The organism is Acinetobacter sp. YH12052, assembly GCF_013419835.1.
Classification (GTDB): domain Bacteria; phylum Pseudomonadota; class Gammaproteobacteria; order Pseudomonadales; family Moraxellaceae; genus Acinetobacter; species Acinetobacter amyesii.
The window spans coordinates 58,131-74,400 of sequence record NZ_VOZI01000015.1; the positions used below are offsets into that span (position 1 = coordinate 58,131).

Annotated in this window: 14 protein-coding genes; 8 read left to right on the forward strand and 6 right to left on the reverse strand. The window is 40.6% G+C overall.

All coding sequences use genetic code 11. The features are described 5' to 3' along the window. Positions 1 to 690: 690 nt before the first annotated feature. From FTU06_RS12430 to FTU06_RS12455, 6 genes are all read left to right on the forward strand, one after another. Positions 691 to 2,418: an ABC transporter substrate-binding protein gene (locus tag FTU06_RS12430; RefSeq protein ID WP_180089381.1), complete on the forward strand. Its 1,728-nt coding sequence runs from the start codon at positions 691 to 693 to the stop codon at positions 2,416 to 2,418. 67 nt (positions 2,419 to 2,485) lie between these two features. Continuing rightward, on the forward strand, positions 2,486 to 4,249 hold the full coding sequence (locus FTU06_RS12435) for an ABC transporter substrate-binding protein (RefSeq protein WP_373684707.1): 1,764 nt from the start codon (positions 2,486 to 2,488) through the stop codon (positions 4,247 to 4,249). Between the two features lie 23 nt (positions 4,250 to 4,272). Further along, positions 4,273 to 6,288 (forward strand): M3 family metallopeptidase, encoded by a 2,016-nt coding sequence (locus FTU06_RS12440; protein WP_180146923.1) that lies wholly within the window; start codon positions 4,273 to 4,275, stop codon positions 6,286 to 6,288. 10 nt (positions 6,289 to 6,298) lie between these two features. Continuing rightward, positions 6,299 to 7,237, forward strand: a complete 939-nt coding sequence (locus tag FTU06_RS12445; protein WP_078190067.1) for an ABC transporter permease — start codon at positions 6,299 to 6,301, stop codon at positions 7,235 to 7,237. A 7-nt stretch (positions 7,238 to 7,244) separates the two neighbouring features. Continuing rightward, positions 7,245 to 8,384, forward strand: coding sequence for an ABC transporter permease (locus FTU06_RS12450; RefSeq protein WP_180008185.1), 1,140 nt, complete (start codon positions 7,245 to 7,247; stop codon positions 8,382 to 8,384). A 13-nt stretch (positions 8,385 to 8,397) separates the two neighbouring features. After that, entirely contained in the window at positions 8,398 to 10,137 is a 1,740-nt protein-coding gene (locus tag FTU06_RS12455) for an ABC transporter ATP-binding protein (protein ID WP_180102420.1), read from the forward strand. Positions 10,138 to 10,188: 51 nt separating this feature from the next. Here FTU06_RS12455 and rluB read toward each other — a convergent pair whose 3' ends face one another. The 3 genes from rluB to FTU06_RS12470 are packed head-to-tail and all read right to left on the reverse strand — an operon-like array spanning position 10,189 to position 12,736. Continuing rightward, positions 10,189 to 11,307, reverse strand: a complete 1,119-nt coding sequence (gene rluB / locus FTU06_RS12460) for a 23S rRNA pseudouridine(2605) synthase RluB (RefSeq protein ID WP_180146926.1) — start codon at positions 11,305 to 11,307, stop codon at positions 10,189 to 10,191. A gap of 41 nt (positions 11,308 to 11,348) precedes the next feature. Next, positions 11,349 to 11,945, reverse strand: coding sequence for an SMC-Scp complex subunit ScpB (gene scpB, locus FTU06_RS12465; RefSeq protein WP_078190063.1), 597 nt, complete (start codon positions 11,943 to 11,945; stop codon positions 11,349 to 11,351). Next, a complete protein-coding gene (locus FTU06_RS12470; protein ID WP_180005437.1) occupies positions 11,942 to 12,736 on the reverse strand; it encodes a ScpA family protein in 795 nt (264 codons plus the stop codon). The genes scpB and FTU06_RS12470 overlap by 4 nt, the downstream gene beginning before the upstream one ends. Positions 12,737 to 13,075: 339 nt before the next feature. On the opposite strand from FTU06_RS12470, the gene FTU06_RS12475 reads away from it, so the two are divergent. Further along, the gene (locus FTU06_RS12475) at positions 13,076 to 13,795 is read left to right on the forward strand and encodes a GNAT family N-acetyltransferase (protein WP_180146929.1); all 720 of its coding nucleotides are present in this window, start codon (positions 13,076 to 13,078) and stop codon (positions 13,793 to 13,795) included. A 14-nt stretch (positions 13,796 to 13,809) separates the two neighbouring features. On the opposite strand, the gene FTU06_RS12480 is transcribed toward FTU06_RS12475, so the two are convergent. The 3 genes from FTU06_RS12480 to FTU06_RS12490 form a co-directional block, all read right to left on the reverse strand. Continuing rightward, complete coding sequence (locus FTU06_RS12480; RefSeq protein WP_180063865.1) at positions 13,810 to 14,139, reverse strand: hypothetical protein; 330 nt, start codon at positions 14,137 to 14,139, stop codon at positions 13,810 to 13,812. A 103-nt stretch (positions 14,140 to 14,242) separates the two neighbouring features. Continuing rightward, a complete protein-coding gene (locus tag FTU06_RS12485) occupies positions 14,243 to 14,860 on the reverse strand; it encodes an L-threonylcarbamoyladenylate synthase (protein WP_078190059.1) in 618 nt (205 codons plus the stop codon). A gap of 89 nt (positions 14,861 to 14,949) precedes the next feature. Further along, entirely contained in the window at positions 14,950 to 15,612 is a 663-nt protein-coding gene (locus tag FTU06_RS12490; RefSeq protein ID WP_180008193.1) for an elongation factor P hydroxylase, read from the reverse strand. Between the two features lie 97 nt (positions 15,613 to 15,709). Between FTU06_RS12490 and FTU06_RS12495 the strand changes: the two genes are divergently transcribed. Next, positions 15,710 to 16,267, forward strand: coding sequence for a DUF177 domain-containing protein (locus FTU06_RS12495; protein ID WP_078190057.1), 558 nt, complete (start codon positions 15,710 to 15,712; stop codon positions 16,265 to 16,267). Positions 16,268 to 16,270 lie beyond the last annotated feature (3 nt).

Sequence of the window (16,270 nt, forward strand, 5' to 3'; positions counted from 1 at the left end):
TTATTTTCAAATATAAAATACTAATAAATATCTACATTATTGGTTTTAAAGTGGAGAACTTTAAGATGAACGGTAAGTATATTTTTTTAAAGTTATCCTTTTAATTAGGTTTTATTAGGAATTTAACTTTTGATCAAAAAAAAATTTAAAAACATGATTAGGTGCAAATTAAACCTCAAAAAGTGTGATTTAATTCATATTTATGTGTTTGATTTATAAGGCTAATAAGATAAATAAATAAAAAATAAAAAATTATAAATTCAGTGGCTTAGTTGTCTTTTATCTGTCATTTCATCTGATCGTGATCCATTATGAATCAGGAATGTATTATATTTGTGCAGAATGTGCATGGATGAGTACACATCCAAGAGTTGAATTTTTGATAAAAACGAGCTTTACTCGGAAAGTCACTATTAGTATAAATTTATCTTAAAAAATGAATTTAAAAGGATATTTAATTCAGATAACTTTCAACCAAGGAGTGGTGGCATGAATTTCGCTTTATATTAATTACTGTATTAAGTTCTACGTTTAAAACTCAATTTAAACTGGTTCATTTTATTTTAGTGAGGGTGGCTTTATTTAAAGTCTGCTTGCGGCTTTGTATTATTAAAAAATCATCAGAAAGGAAAAGGTTTGGAAACTAGAAAATTTAAAATAGCGCTCCTTGCATTATTAATTTCAACAGGGATGATGGCCGAGGTTCAAGCTTCTGCACAATCGAATAAAGTTTTAAATATTGCATTTGAAGCACCGGATGATGGTTTTGATATGGTCAAAACCTATAATTATTATAGTGGCAATATTGCGGAAGCCATTTTTGAACCCTTATTGAAATATGACTATCTAGCACGTCCTGTTGTTCTTGTTCCAAATACTATTGAAGCGATGCCAAAGATTGAACAAGAAGGAAAAGTCTATACCTTCAAAATCAAACGAGGCATCCATTTTTCAGATGATCCAGCCTTTAAGGGAAAAAAACGCGAGCTAGTTGCGCAAGATTACATTTACGCGATTCAACGAATTTTAGATCCAGCTAACCGTTCTCCGACCTATTCATTTATTGATGGCAAAATCTTAGGAGGGGATGTGGTCGTTGCGGATGCAAAGAAGTCTGGGAAATTTAATTACAATGCGGCTATTGCCGGCCTAAAAGCGATAGATCCTTATACTTTGCAAATTACTTTGACGCGCCCTGACTATAATTTCCAATATATTTTGGCCTATGTTACGTTTGGAGCAGTTTCAAAAGAAGTTGTTGAATTTTATGGAAATAAAATTGCACAACATCCTGTAGGAACGGGGCCGTATCAGCTCAGTAAATATGTGCCACGTAGCAAGATCGAACTGGTTGCAAACCCGAATTATCGTGGTTTTGTTTGGAATTTTAAATCGACAGGCACAGCTTGGGATAATCAATTAGTCAAAGAAATGAACGGGAAGAAAATGCCGCAAATCGGCAAAGTTTCCGTCAGTATTATTGAAGAAGAACAGTCACGGTGGTTAGCATTTAAAACAGGGCAGCTGAATTTTGACAAATTGACCTCAAATGCAGTACCGCAAGCCTTAGATTCGCAAAATAAACTTAAGCCGGATATGCAAAAGCTCGGCATTAAGCATTATCCAAATAAAGATGCTGAAATCACCTACAGCATGTTCAATATGCAAGACCCGCTTGTCGGCGGTCAAAGCCTTGAAAAAATTGCTTTACGCCGTGCCATCAGCATGTCATACAATCAAGCTGAATCGATTAAACAGTTATATCAAGGGCAGGCCGTAAAGGCTGAAATGTTTTTGCCAGAAGGCGTGAGTGGCTTTAATCCAAAATATCGCAGCAGTTTGGGATATAACCCATTGCTGGCCAATAAATTACTGGATCGATTTGGTTATAAGAAAGGTGCTGATGGCTATCGAACCTTGCCCGATGGTAAAGCGTTGACCTTAAAAATAAATACTGAAAATAGCTCTAAATCGGTGATTCAATCTGAGTTGTGGAAAAAAAATCTCGATGCCATTGGGATACGGGTACAGTTTAAGGTCAGTAACTTTGCTGATAATTTAAAAGAAGCAATGCAATGTAAATATATGATGTGGTCTGGAGCGTGGATTGCAGATTATCCTGAAGGGGAGAACTTTGCTCAATTACTATATGGGCCAAATTCAGGACAAGGGAATTTAAGTTGTTATCAATCTAAAGCTTATGACGCATTATATAAACAAGCAATTGTGTTGAAACCTAAAGATCGTGAACCTTTTTATGAAAAAATGAACCGTCAAATTGAAGCGGATAACCCTTGGATTATCCATTCTACACGGATTCGTAATTGGTTAATTCACCCTGAAATTCAGGGGTATAAAACACATCCAATGATGAACACCAGTTGGCAATATCTCGATATTCAGCCTAGTAAAAAATAATTGAGTCAGGATTACAATGAAGCGAAATTCGAATTTTACGCTAACCAAATTTGCTACAGCGTGTTTGATGGGGGGAGTGTTGTTCAATGCGATGCCGACATTAGCATCGGCAAAGAATCCAGCAGATCCAAATAAAGTTTTACGTCATATTTTCCCTGTCGCAGAAACAGGTTTTGACCCAGTTGGCGTGCATGATCTGTATTCTGCACATGTGAATACATCAATCTTTGAAACCTTATATACCTATGACTATTTAGCATCGCCGGCAAAGTTGGTTCCTAAAACGGCGGCTGCGATGCCAGAAATCAGTGCTGATGGTTTGACTTATACCATTCGCCTGCAAAAAGGCATTTATTTTGCTGATGATCCTGTATTTAAGGGCAAGAAAAGAGAGTTAACCTCGGCTGATTATGCATATACCTTTAGACGGTTAGTCGATCCACAACTTCGTTCACCAAACAGTTGGCTACTTGATGGTCGTATTTTAGGCATGGAGAAGGTTTTAGAAAAGGCGAAAAAAACAGGTAAGTTTGATTATGATGCGCCCATTGATGGCATACAAACTCCTGATCGTTATACCCTTATCATTCGTTTAAATTCTCCAGATCAAAATTTTCCAATGTTATTGGCCCATCAACCTGCATCGGCCATGGCACGTGAAGTAGTCGAAAAATATCGAGACAAAGCGGGATTTGTGATGGGTAAACCTGTGGGCACAGGGCCGTATATTTTAACACGCTGGACACCTGGCTCACGAATTATTTTAAAGGCCAATCCAAACTATCGTGGCTTTGTCTGGGACTTTAAAGCATCAGATGCCAAAGATGAAAAGATCGTAAAAGCCATGCAAGGCAAAAAAATGCCGCAAATTGGCGTGATTGATATTCAGGTGATGGAAGAATCACAATCACGTTGGTTGACCTTTGCAAAAAATGAAGCGGATTTGTTGGTACTAGATGGAGATTTGTCGGTACAAGCCTTAAAAGATGGAGAGCTAAAGCCTGAGTTGGCTAAAAAAGGTATCCAAATGTCGCGGATTTCTGATCCCTCTATCGACTATCACTATTGGAATATGCAAAACCCTGTGGTTGGAGGTTTTAGTAAAGAAAAAATTGCATTACGTCGTGCAATGGCGATGGCTTATTCAGCAGATAATCAAATCAAAATTTTGATGAATGGTGATGCACAAAAATTACAAAGCCCAATTCCACTCGGTGTTGTCGGCTATGACCCGAATTATAAGTCGAGTATTCCATACTCAGTTAAAGCGGCAAATTTATTGCTCGATCGTTATAACTATAAAGTCGGCGCAGATGGCTGGCGTACTCAACCGAATGGTAAACCGCTTACGATTGAAATGACGATATCGGGCAATAGTAGCCGTAGTCAGCAGTTGGGCGAATTTTGGAAGAAAACTTTAGATAGCATCAAAATTAAAATGACAACAAAGTCGATGCCATTTGCAGAAGCGTTAAAAGCCGAAAAACAGTGTAAAACCATGTTTAAAGCATCTGCATGGATCGCAGACTATCCAGATGCAGACAATTTTATGCAATTGTTCTATGGCAAAAATATAAATGTCACCAACAACGGCTGTTCAAAAATACCTGAATACGACCGTTTATATGAACAAACACAGCGTATGAAACCGGGACCAGAGCGGGATGCAGTCTATCGGAAAATGTCACGCATATTAGAAGTGTATATGCCTGTCCAAATTAATTATGCACGTTACCGTAGTGTGTTGTCGCAACCACGCGTGATTGGTTATAAAAAGCATCCAATTTTGGCAACAGAATGGATGTACATCGATATTGACCCGAAAAAATAAAATGGAACAAAACTGGAGAAATTATGAAAAATAAAGCTTTGAAACTCACCACCCTCAGTATGTTGATGATCGGCGCTAGCCAATTCGTTCAAGCCGAAGATTCAATACGGAGTACTTTGCCAAAGTTCCAAGCCAAAGAAATACCTGCGCTGTGTGATGCCAAAATTCAGCAAGTGAAAACAGATTTAGCGGCATTTGAGCAAAAAAAGATAAAAAATAATGCAAAAGCAGCACCTGTTTTGGCGGAGTGGGATCAAATTTTTGCCAAATTTGAAGATTTTTATGGACCAATCGGACTATATAGCAACGTCGATCCTGATGAGGCTTTACGTAAGGCTGCGGAAGATTGTGAAATTAAAATTATGGAGTTTCAAACTTCGGTTTATCAAAATCCAAAACTTTATGAGCAAATTAAAAAACTCAAAACCAATGACGAAATTGATAAAAAAATGCGTCAAGACATCTTGGATGGTTTTGAAAATACAGGGGTGCAATTTACACCTGAAAAACGTGCACGTTTGAAAGCTATCTTTGATGAATTGGCAAAAATTGAACAAGAATATGCGCGTAATGTACGAGATAATAAAGAAAAACTGGAGTTTACACCGGCGGAGTTGAAAGGCTTGCCAGACAGCTATATTTCGGGCTTAAAGAAAAATGAAAAGGGCAATTATTTGCTCGGTTTTGAATACCCAGAATACCGTCCATTTATGGAACTAGCAGAAAGCGATGATGCGCGTAAGCGTTACCAAACTGCATTCACGCGTCGTGGTACTGAGAAAAACTTAGTATTGTTAAAGCAAGCAATGGATTTACGTTATGAAATTGCGCAGCTCTTTGGCAAAAAAAGCTATGCCGAATGGGTGTTGCAACACCGTATGGCAAAAGACCCTGAAACAGTGAATAAGTTCTTAGCCGATGTTCATCAAACGGTGGCACCTTTAGAGAAAAAAGAAGTTGAGACTTTACGTGAGTTCAAAGCGAAAAGCCTGAAAATTCCACTCGAAAAAGCTGAAATCAATCGCTGGAGTGAGAGTTACTGGAGTGAAAAACTTCGCAAAGAAAAGTATCAAATCGATCAAGAAAAATTGCGTGACTATTTCCCAACCCAAGCATCTCAAGAATGGATTTTTGCCATTTCATCTGACCTTTATGGCATTGAATTTAAGCCTTCGAAAGTCGATGTTTGGCAGTCAGAAGTTGAATATTACGATGTAAAAGATAAAAAGACCGGTGAGTTGCTTGGTGGTTTATATATCGATAAATACCCACGTGAAGGGAAGTACGGTCATGCAGCTGTTTGGGGCGTAAAAGGTGGTAGTACCTTGACTAAGCGTAAACCGATTTCTGCTTTAGTGACCAACTTTAACCGTAAAGGTTTAAATAGTGATGAACTTGAAACCTTTGTTCATGAGTTTGGTCATGCCTTACACGGTATTTTGTCCAATACACGCTATGCATCTCAATCGGGGACTTCTGTAGAGCGTGACTTTGTAGAAGCACCTTCACAAATGTATGAAGAGTGGGCGCGTCGTAAAGAAACTTTATCTACACTCGCAAACTACTGTAATCCAGCGTGTCCACCTGTAGATGATGCCCTGATTAATAAATTAAAAGCAGTTCATAGCTATGGACGTGGTTTACATTATGCACGTCAAGCCTTGTATGCAAAATATGATATGGCTCTTCACTCATCAGATGCTTTGAGTGTTAAACCTTTAGATGTCTGGAAGAAGATGGAAGGCGAGACAGCTTTAGGCTATGTCCCAAGTACCGAATTCCCAGGACAATTCAACCACATCATGGGCGGTTATCAAGTTGGCTATTATGGCTATATGTGGTCTGAAGTGATGGCACTCGATATGTTGTCTGCTTTCGCAGATAACCTAAATAACCCTGAAGTGGGACAACGCTACCGTAAAACGATCTTGTCGCAAGGTGGTCAATATGAAGCAGAAAAATTGGTACATGATTTCTTAGGTCGTAAACCTGATAACAAAGCTTTCTTTGATGAAATTACTGGACAACGAGTGAAGTAAGGACAACTTTATGCTGGCATATATCATACGGCGTATATGGCAGATGATCCCAACGATGTTGGGGGTTGTTCTGCTCATATTCTTCTTATTTAATTGGGTAGGTGGGGACCCTGCTTATATTTTAGCAGGCAAAATGTCGAACCCAGAGCAAATTGAAAACATCCGTCAACAGTTGGGGGTTGATCAACCCTACTATGTCCAATTGTGGATCTTCATTAAGCAAATTTTAACTTTTGATTATGGAATGAGTTGGAGTACAGGTGAGTCGGTGTCAGATATTATTTTGACCCGACTAGGACCATCACTGACGATTTTAATTCCTTTAACTATTTTGCAAACGATCATTTCAATTGGTTTGGCACTTGCTGTGGCTTCAGTTCGTGGCACATTAACCGATCGTATGATTATGATGCTTTGTACGATTGGTATGTCGATTAGTATTTTGGTTTACATTATTGTTTTCCAATACGTTTTTGCATATCAGTTGAGTTGGTTTCCGGTTCAAGGCTGGAGTGATCACTTTAGCGAAAACTTATTTAAATACGGTTTACTGCCTATCTTAATTATGTTGGTGGTGAGTATTGCGCCAACTTTGCGCTTATACCGCAGTTTTGTATTGGATGAAGTCAATCAAGACTATGTTCGAACTGCGCGTGCGAAAGGTGTGGGTGAAAGCCGTATTTTAGGTGTACATGTACTACGTAACGCCTCAATTCCAATTATTACCGATGTCATGTCGAGTCTACCAGCACTGCTGATAGGCGCTTTCCTGATTGAACGATTCTTTGGTATTCCGGGTATTGGTCGTGAAGTCATTATTGCTGTTGAGCGCAGTGACTTCCCTGTCATTAAGGCGATTACAGTCTACGTTGCAGCGGCTACAATGATTTTTAACTTAATCGCGGATTTGATTTATAAACTTGTCGATCCTCGCGTTCAGTTGAAGTAGGTGGCCTATGCTAGGAATATTCAATAAGACCAAAGCAACGGCATCAACACCTGCATCGACTGGCTTGTGGAAGTTGGCGATGCGACGCCTAAAGGCCGATAAATTAGCGATGGTGTCGTTGTTCGTTGTACTGTGCTATTTCGTGGTGTTGCTATTGTCGATGACAGGCGTGGTTGCATCCAATTGGAATAAAGAAGTGGCTGTGAGTTATGCACCTCCAAGTTTTATTGGGGCGGAACTCAATGAAACAGCCAAAACCAAAGCATCAGCAGAAGATATGGCATTGCCTGAAAATCCTGTTGATCCTTTAAAGGATGTAATTGCTGAACTGAATGCAGAGATTGCAACTGAGCAAGATGGTGCCAATGCAATTGACTACTATGGCGTTGTCGATCCACTAGCAGAAGATATGAAAGCGATTGATCAGCAATTGGGTGGCCATTTGTTAGATCAACAAAGCGAGCTAAAACAAACTTTACCGTTTGGTGCGGATAAATGGGGGCAGGATGTCCTGCAAAAAACCATTAAAGGTGCTGAAACATCTATTATTGTTGGCGTGGTAGCTGCATTACTTGCTGTCGTGATTGGGACAATTTTAGGGGCAATTTCTGGCTATTTCGGTGGTTGGGTCGATGATATTTTAAACTGGTTTTATAACATTTTTACCTCGATTCCGTATTTGCTCTTGGTTCTTGCGATTGCAGCTGTATTACAACAAAAGGGGATTTTATCGATTGTCCTCATTCTAGGGCTTACTGGATGGACGGGGGTGTATCGCCTGATTCGTGCAGAGTATATGAAGCATACTTCGCGTGAATATGTGCTCGCTGCCAAAGCGATAGGGGTGAGTCATTTCCGACGTATCTTTGTGCATATCTTTCCTAACGTCAGTCATATTGCATTGGTGCAAATTTCGATTTTAGTGGTGGCCTTTATTAAGTCAGAAGTGATTTTGAGCTTCTTGGGATTTGGCGTTCCTGTTGGGGTTGTGTCATGGGGAAGTATGCTTAATGAAGCACAAAGTGAATTGATTTTAGGTAAATGGTGGCAACTTATCGCAGCATCTGTAGCGATGGCGGTTTTGGTTACGGCATTTTCGATGTTTACTGATGCACTGCGTGATGCATTAGATCCAAAATTGAAATAAGGAGGAGTAAAGGATGACGGAACAAAATCAAACTGTTAAACCAACGCTCCTCAGTGTTCAAAACCTGAAAGTGAGCTTTAAAGCCGAAGATAAAAGTTATATCGAAACGGTCAAAGGAATATCTTTTGACATTCCTGCCAATACAACTGTGGCGCTTGTGGGAGAATCTGGTAGTGGCAAGTCGGTGACCTCGTTGGCAACCATGGGGCTGTTGCCACGTGATCAAAGCCGTATAGATGCAAGCAGTAAAATAGTTTTTGAAGGGCAGGATTTACTGAGTCTGTCTCCAAGAGAAATGCGTAATATCTGTGGTAAAGATATTGCGATGATTTTTCAGGAACCGATGTCGTCACTCAATCCAGTCTTTACGGTGGGTGATCAAATTGCCGAAGTATTACGACTTCATCTAGGTATGGGACGTAAGCAGGCAAGAGCACGGACTTTGGAATTATTGAAGGAAGTGGGTATTCCTTCTCCTGAAACGAAAATTGATGCCTATCCTAGCCAAATGTCAGGTGGCCAACAACAGCGGGTCATGATTGCAATGGCAATTGCATGTGAGCCGAAGTTATTGATTGCCGATGAGCCAACCACAGCACTTGATGTGACGATTCAAAAGCAAATTTTAGATTTACTTGAAGCCTTGCAAAAGAAACGTGAGATGTCGATGCTATTCATTACGCATGATTTAGCATTGGTAAGCGAAATTGCCGATCAGGTGATTGTCATGCGTCATGGAGAAATCCGTGAACAAGGCTTGGTCAATGAAGTGCTCGACCATCCTAAAGATATTTACACACGCGCTTTGCTCAAGTGCCGTCCGCAGATGTCAGAACGTCCTTATAAATTACCGATGATCAGTGATTTTATGCGTCAAAATGGTGATGAGCTGATTGAGGATGTGCATTTATCAGAAGAAACCCGTAGACAACGAACGCGTGGTCTCACAGGTAATGAACAGATTATCTTAGATGTCAAAGACCTGAAAAAATCGTTTTATAGCCGCAAGGGTTTATTTGGTAAGGATGAATATCAGGCGGTCAAAGGTGTCTCGTTTCAACTGGCGAAAGGTAAAACGCTCGGGTTGGTTGGAGAATCTGGCTCAGGTAAAACCACAATCGGCCTTTTACTGATGCGTCTACAGGAAGCGACAGGTGGTCAGGCGCTGTTTGAAGGTCATGATATTTTGGCGATGAGCGAAAAAGAATTTACCCAATATCAGCGCAAAATACAGATCATTTTCCAAAACCCATATGCTTCGCTTAATCCACGTTTTACGGTGGGTCAAATTCTGATGGAGCCGATGCAAGTGCATCAGATAGGGAAGGATGATGCAGAACGAGAGCAAATGGCTTTTGATTTACTAGAGCGAGTCAGTTTGCCAGCCCAAGCATTTTATCGCTATCCACATGAGTTTTCTGGTGGTCAGCGTCAACGTATTGCCATTGCACGATGCTTGACCTTAAAGCCAGAAATTTTGATCTGTGATGAGTCTGTGTCTGCATTAGATGTTTCGGTTCAAGCCCAAGTTCTGAATTTATTGCAAGATTTACAAGATGAATTTGGTTTGAGCTATATCTTTATTTCACATGATTTATCTGTGGTGAAATATATTTCTGATCAAATCATGGTGATGAACCATGGTGATATTGTTGAAATTGCAAACTCGGATGAGTTGTATCGATCACCTCAGCATGAATATACCAAGCGTTTGCTGAGTGCGATTCCACAAACCACTGAACAATTTATTTAGTATTGGTATAAAAAAACCGCTCAAATGAGCGGTTTTTTTATGCTTAAGAAATTAAAATTTCTTAAAGCCTTTGTTGTTTCCGCTAAATGCACGACTTGGCACAGAGTCATTACGACGCTCACGATTGCCATAATTGTCGTTACGACGTTCACGGTTACCGAAGTTTTCACTGTTGCGATCATTACGGTTATTGTTGAACCCTTCGTTGCGACGCTCTGAACGATTAAATCCATTGCCTTGGAAACCACCTTCAGTACGACCAGTACGACGTTCGCCACGATTGTCTTGATAACCATTGCTTTGTTGTGGCTGGTTTTCGTCACTGTCACGACGTTGTTGGCGTAAGTAACCACCGCGACGTGCTGCCATTGGTTTGTCTTGCATACGTTCAGTACGACGTTTCGCCATACCAAACAGGCCAGTACCTTGACGTGGTTTAAGTTCAACCGACTTGGTTAAGTTGTCAATATCTTGTTTATCTAGCTCGATCCAACGACCAGTACGCAGTTCGCGTGGCAGAATCACTGAACCATAACGTGTACGTAAAAGACGGCTCACTTTTAAGCCTTGAGATTCGAAAATACGACGAACTTCGCGGTTACGACCTTCTTTTACGACCACTTGATACCAACGGTTAATACCGTCACCACCAATTTCAGAGAATGACTCAAATTTTGCAGGGCCATCATCTAAAATAACGCCTTGTAACATGTTATTTTTTAACTGAGGAGTGACTTCACCCATGACACGAACGGCATATTCACGTTCGATTTCGCTAGAAGGGTGCATTAAACGGTTCGCCAGTTCACCGTCATTCGTGAACAGCAATAGACCTGTAGAGTTGATATCTAGACGACCTACCATTACCCAACGATCACCTGTAATTTGAGGTAATTGTTCAAATACCGTTGGACGGTTTTCAGGGTCATTGCGTGAGCAAATTTCGCCTTCTGGTTTGTAGTAAATCAACACACGGCGACGAATTTCGTCTTCAATTTGGAACTGAACTTTACGACCATCGATGCGAAGCTCATCACCTGGTTCGATACGTTCACCCACTTGGGCAACTTGCCCATTTACGCTCACACGACCAGCGGCAATGACTTCTTCCATATAACGGCGAGAACCCAAACCAACGCGTGCGAGCACCTTTTGCAATTTTTCACTCATGACAGCATAACCTTAGAAATTATCATCAACAGTTCACCTATTTATGACTTCGGTGCATTCGCATCGAGGGCCATAAAAGCTTCCTTGGCATCCTGCAGGGGAGGCAATTGGCCCAAAGAGGTTAGACCAAAAGCATTTAAAAATTGAGGCGTTGTAACTAACAACGCGGGTCGTCCTGGGAGTTCACGAAAACCAGATTCTTTAATCCAGTTCCAGTCAAATAACGTACGTAAAATTTGACTATTGTTGGTCACCCCACGGATTTGCTCAATATCTGCGCGGGTTACCGGTTGATGGTAAGCAATGACAGAAAGAGTTTCGAGCAAGGATGGCGATAAACGAGTTGGTCGTTCAGGCCAGGTCTGTGCAATAATATTACGATATTTTGCACGTACTTGAAAACGGAAACCTTGAGCGGTTTCAACAAGTTCAATTGATCTGCCGTGTTGCAGCATTGAAAGCTGCTGCAAATATTGGCGTAATTCGGTTTTACTGAAACGGTCTTGGAAAGCCTCTTTTAAACGGGCAATACTCACCGCCGCTTCACTGGCAAAAATAATGGCTTCAAGCTGCATCAAAATTTCATGCAGATTATCTTCTGAAGACACCGCAGTCATTTGTTTAAGTTCAGTGTTCATGCACGTGCTCCCTGAATTGCAAGCGGTGCTTCTACACCTGATGCGACAATTTGAACTTTTTGTTGGCGTGTCAGTTCCAACACGGCCATAAATGTCACGACAACACCCATGCGGCCTTGGCTTGGCTTGAGTAAGTCTGCAAAATCTAATACTTCACCTGACTCAAGCTTAGTTTCAATATAAGCAATACGTTCTTCGAGTAAGACAGGCTCTTGCAGAATTTGGTGGGTAACTGGTTCTGGTCGATTAAAAACACAGAGTATGGCATCACGAAGTAATTGAATGTCATAACCATCATTGGTTTCGACAATCGTTCCTAAACTGACATTGGTATCGAAAGTATCCCGATCCAATACTGTCATTTGACCTAATCTTTCCGCAGCTTGTTTGATGCGTAAATACGTTTCTAAACGGTCAATCAATTCTTGTTTAGGATCTTGTTCATGTGCTGCGGTCGACTTAGGTTTTGGCAATAATAGACGCGATTTTAAATCGGCCAATAGGGCTGCCATCACCATATAATCTGCGGTTAATTCAATATCTAGAGATTTCATTGCATCCATATAGGACAAATATTGGGATGCAATCGGGGCAATATCGACTTGTAATAAGTCGAAGCCATTTTTTTGAATCAGGTAAATCAGAAAGTCGAGTGGTCCTTCGAAATGCTCTAATAGAATTTCAAATGCAGCGGGTGGAATGTACAAATCTTCTGGAATAGCTTCTTGCCACTCATCCAAAACGCGAATGTGTGGAGCATCTTCCATAGAATTATGGACAGTTTGGTTCATTGCAATTATAGGCCACGCGAATTTTCAAAGGCATGCAGACAGCTTTCGCTTCGATCTCACATCGAAAGTAAAAGCACAAAATTTATAGGGAATAGTGTAATGGAAAAATGCGTTTAAAGAAATTACTGAACGGTTGAATTGGTTAAAAAACTTAAAATTTATAGGGAATAGTCTTTATTTATGCACATGTAAAATTTTAAAGCTGTGATATCGATCACATCTTGTGTTAATTGTAAAAAATACACTCATCAATCCATGAACTCATTTAAGCTGTGATATCTGGATGATGGGCGTCCAGCATGAAATGATTTGATTGAATTGACTAAAAGAATATTTGCTATGCCACAACAATATAATCAATGGGGTCAGGCCGTAGGGATGACGTTGGCGCAGTTTGAACCTAGCCAGTTCAGGTATAAAGCCGAAGAGGGGCAATCTGTTCGACTTATTCCGATGTTGCCCGATCAGCTTGATGTTAGTCTTTTACAGCGGCTATGGCAGACAGTACAACAAGAACCTGATGAAAGTTGTTGGACGTATTTGCCTTATTCTCAAATTCAAAGCATGCAGCAATTGCGTGATTATTTTCAGCAATCCTTTCATTTTGCCGGTTCGATACATTATGTCATTGAGGTTGGTGATGCCATTGTAGGATGGGTTGGTTTGCTTAATGTGCGCCCAGCACATGCTGTCATCGAAATTGGTAATGTCTATTTTTCAAGTTTAATGAAGCAATCAACCGCAGCAACAGAAACCATTTATCTATTGTTAAAAGCATGCTTTGCAGCAAGTTATCGACGGGTGGAGTGGAAGTGTGATGACTTGAACACGCCTTCGAAAAATGCTGCTTTGCGTTTTGGCTTTCAATTTGAAGGGTTGTTTCGTCAACATGTGATAGTGAAAGGTCGTAATCGTGATACTGCTTGGTTTGCGATGTTAGATCAGGATTGGCCAATGTTGTATCAAGCTTACGTAGCTTGGCTCGATACAAATAATTTTGATGAGCAGGGAGAGCAGAAAATTCATTTAAAGGAATTTATGCAGCTTTATTGCGTTTGAGCGAAAGCTAATTATCAAGGCTGTGAGTATGTTGGTAAGACTCTTTGCTCAAGTGCAAATTCGATGATGAGTTGGCACTGCGCTTGCGAGCAGAGATTTTGATTAGCTCTACGTTTAAACAGCGATTTGACCGTTGATGCATGCAGAAAGTAAGAAAAAGCCTGCGGCGGTGTTGTCGCTATTGGTGAAATTAAATTTTTATCAGATGCTGCCCTTAGTTGAGCCGTGGATTCTAAAGTCCAAGGCTCAGTGGCATATATAGCAAGATGATTAAGACGGTTTTGTTCGGAGACATTGAGGTCTGTCGCATTTTGCAGCTTTAGTAACATTTGAAATAAAGTCATCAGGTCGATTCCTTTATCGAAAGGTGCTTTAACCGCGTTTTGAGCAGAGGACTTTTACATGCTGTGCCTCTGATCGGATACAGCATGTATTTAACAGTACATGCTATTCAAAGGCACTGACATCACCGACACCACGGCGAATCACTTCAGGGTATTCACCTGCAAGGTTTACAACGCTAGTGGTATTTAAAGTACCTAAACCGCCATCAATTAATACATCTATTCGTTTGCCGATTTGCAGTTCAATTTCATAAGGATCATCAATCGGTTCTTTTTGACCCGGTAAAATTAAGGTCGATGTTAATAAAGGCTCACCGAGTTCTTTGAGTAATAATTGGCAAATCGGGTTGCTCGGAATGCGTAGTCCAATGGTTTTCTTTTTAGGATGCATTAAACGGCGAGGAACTTCACTGGTCGCAGGCAAAATAAAGGTAGTGACCGCAGGGGTGTTATTTTTCAATAAACGATACATGGCATTATCGACTTTGGCATACGTGGCAATGTCAGATAAATCAGCACAAATAATCGCATATTGATGTTTAGCATCGAGCTGACGAATTTGGGCAATGCGTTCCATGGCATTTTTGTTCCCAATCTGGCAACCGATGGCATAGGCGGCATCTGTAGGATAAACCACCACATCGCCGGCACGAATCCGTTCAACGGCTTGCGTAATTAAACGGGGCTGAGGATTTTCCGGATGTATTCTTAAATGCAACATGTCGTTTTCCTCTTATTATTAAAAGCTCTAGACATTATGTCGCGGTCTATTTGCTTTGTGCAATGTGAAATGCAGTCAAATTGTATAATTTAATCAAGCATTTCACGTTGAAATTCATTCGCCTGTAACATTTTGCCAGCACGTGTACAGTGACAAATGCATTGGATAAAGCGCCAAGCATCGCGTGGAAGTTTGGCATCGCCCTTAAAATAAGCCTGTAATTGTGCGTAGACATTATCTTTAAAGCTACTGCCATCTCCTCCTTCACCAGTGAGGTTATCAAGTGAGACACGAAACTTGCGCCCAAAGGCTTTTGCAAATAACCATTCGATCGCTTGCGGCTTAATTTCTACCTGTTCAAAGAGGGCTTGTTGCTCTTTACTACGACCATCAGGTGCATACCAATAGCCTAAATCGGGAAGTAAACGACGTTGATCACCAGCAATAGTCCAATGACTAATTTCATGCAAGGCGCTATTGAAATAACCATGAGCAAATTGAATACGGGCAGGGCCGTTTGAATCAGCAGGAAAGTATTCGGGCTCAAAGTCACCTTTCACTAAGCTCACATTCAGGTGGGAAAACCAATGATTAAAGTGTAAGATGAGCCATTCGACGTGTTCTGTTTCTGTGGAAAGTTTCTCCCAAGCCGAGAGTTGCACTTGGTCGGTTGAAATGTCAGAATCAAGCGTTGAAATTGTGCTCATAAGTGATGAAACATTCACTTCTGTTTGCGGCTGCAACAGATGCATAACTTAAGTTACCCAAATGGTCTGTCTAAATAAGTACAAAATTGTATCTTAATCTTTGACAGAGTACTGATGAATTTGTAGAATTGCCGCCTTAATTATGTCAGCAAATACCTTTCCGGCACAGATTGAGCCGTTTAAATGGGCTGAACAGGGCTTTAAATGGTCAGGAACACTGCCATTATCTCGCTTTGTTCGTATTGCTCGTGAAGCTGTTGGATCAATTGATGATCAATTGATTAACATAGACTGTAAGCTATCAATGGATGCTTATCATCGCATTGTATGGCTAGATGGTCATGTTGAAACAAATGTTCCAATGGAATGCCAGCGTTGTCTGGATACTGTTGAGATCCCACTTGTTTTAAGTTTTCATCTAGCTCTTGTAGATGACGAGTCACTGATAGAGCGCTTGGATGAGGATGCTGATTTCATCGTTTTAGGTGAAAGTGAAGCAACAACCAAAGGTTCATATGATGCACCTGCGACTGCTGATTTACTCTCACTGATAGAGGATGAATTGTTATTGTTGATGCCTTTGTCACCTAAGCACGACGCTTGTGAACATAAGCATCAACCTGCCGCTGAAGAGCTTGTTGAAGAAAAACGGGACAACCCGTTTGATGTTTTGGCAGGTTTGAAGGGTAAACTTAACTAATTT

Bases quoted from the DNA above. Each gene is read 5' to 3' on its own strand.
- FTU06_RS12430 (WP_180089381.1), top strand. From the start codon at position 691: ATGATGGCCGAGGTTCAAGCTTCTGCACAATCGAATAAAGTTTTAAAT.
- FTU06_RS12435 (WP_373684707.1), top strand. From the start codon at position 2,486: ATGGGGGGAGTGTTGTTCAATGCGATGCCGACATTAGCATCGGCAAAG.
- FTU06_RS12440 (WP_180146923.1), top strand. From the start codon at position 4,273: ATGAAAAATAAAGCTTTGAAACTCACCACCCTCAGTATGTTGATGATC.
- FTU06_RS12445 (WP_078190067.1), top strand. From the start codon at position 6,299: ATGCTGGCATATATCATACGGCGTATATGGCAGATGATCCCAACGATG.
- FTU06_RS12450 (WP_180008185.1), top strand. From the start codon at position 7,245: ATGCTAGGAATATTCAATAAGACCAAAGCAACGGCATCAACACCTGCA.
- FTU06_RS12455 (WP_180102420.1), top strand. From the start codon at position 8,398: ATGACGGAACAAAATCAAACTGTTAAACCAACGCTCCTCAGTGTTCAA.
- rluB (WP_180146926.1), bottom strand. From the start codon at position 11,307: ATGAGTGAAAAATTGCAAAAGGTGCTCGCACGCGTTGGTTTGGGTTCT.
- scpB (WP_078190063.1), bottom strand. From the start codon at position 11,945: ATGAACACTGAACTTAAACAAATGACTGCGGTGTCTTCAGAAGATAAT.
- FTU06_RS12470 (WP_180005437.1), bottom strand. From the start codon at position 12,736: ATGAACCAAACTGTCCATAATTCTATGGAAGATGCTCCACACATTCGC.
- FTU06_RS12475 (WP_180146929.1), top strand. From the start codon at position 13,076: ATGCCACAACAATATAATCAATGGGGTCAGGCCGTAGGGATGACGTTG.
- FTU06_RS12480 (WP_180063865.1), bottom strand. From the start codon at position 14,139: ATGACTTTATTTCAAATGTTACTAAAGCTGCAAAATGCGACAGACCTC.
- FTU06_RS12485 (WP_078190059.1), bottom strand. From the start codon at position 14,860: ATGTTGCATTTAAGAATACATCCGGAAAATCCTCAGCCCCGTTTAATT.
- FTU06_RS12490 (WP_180008193.1), bottom strand. From the start codon at position 15,612: ATGCATCTGTTGCAGCCGCAAACAGAAGTGAATGTTTCATCACTTATG.
- FTU06_RS12495 (WP_078190057.1), top strand. From the start codon at position 15,710: ATGTCAGCAAATACCTTTCCGGCACAGATTGAGCCGTTTAAATGGGCT.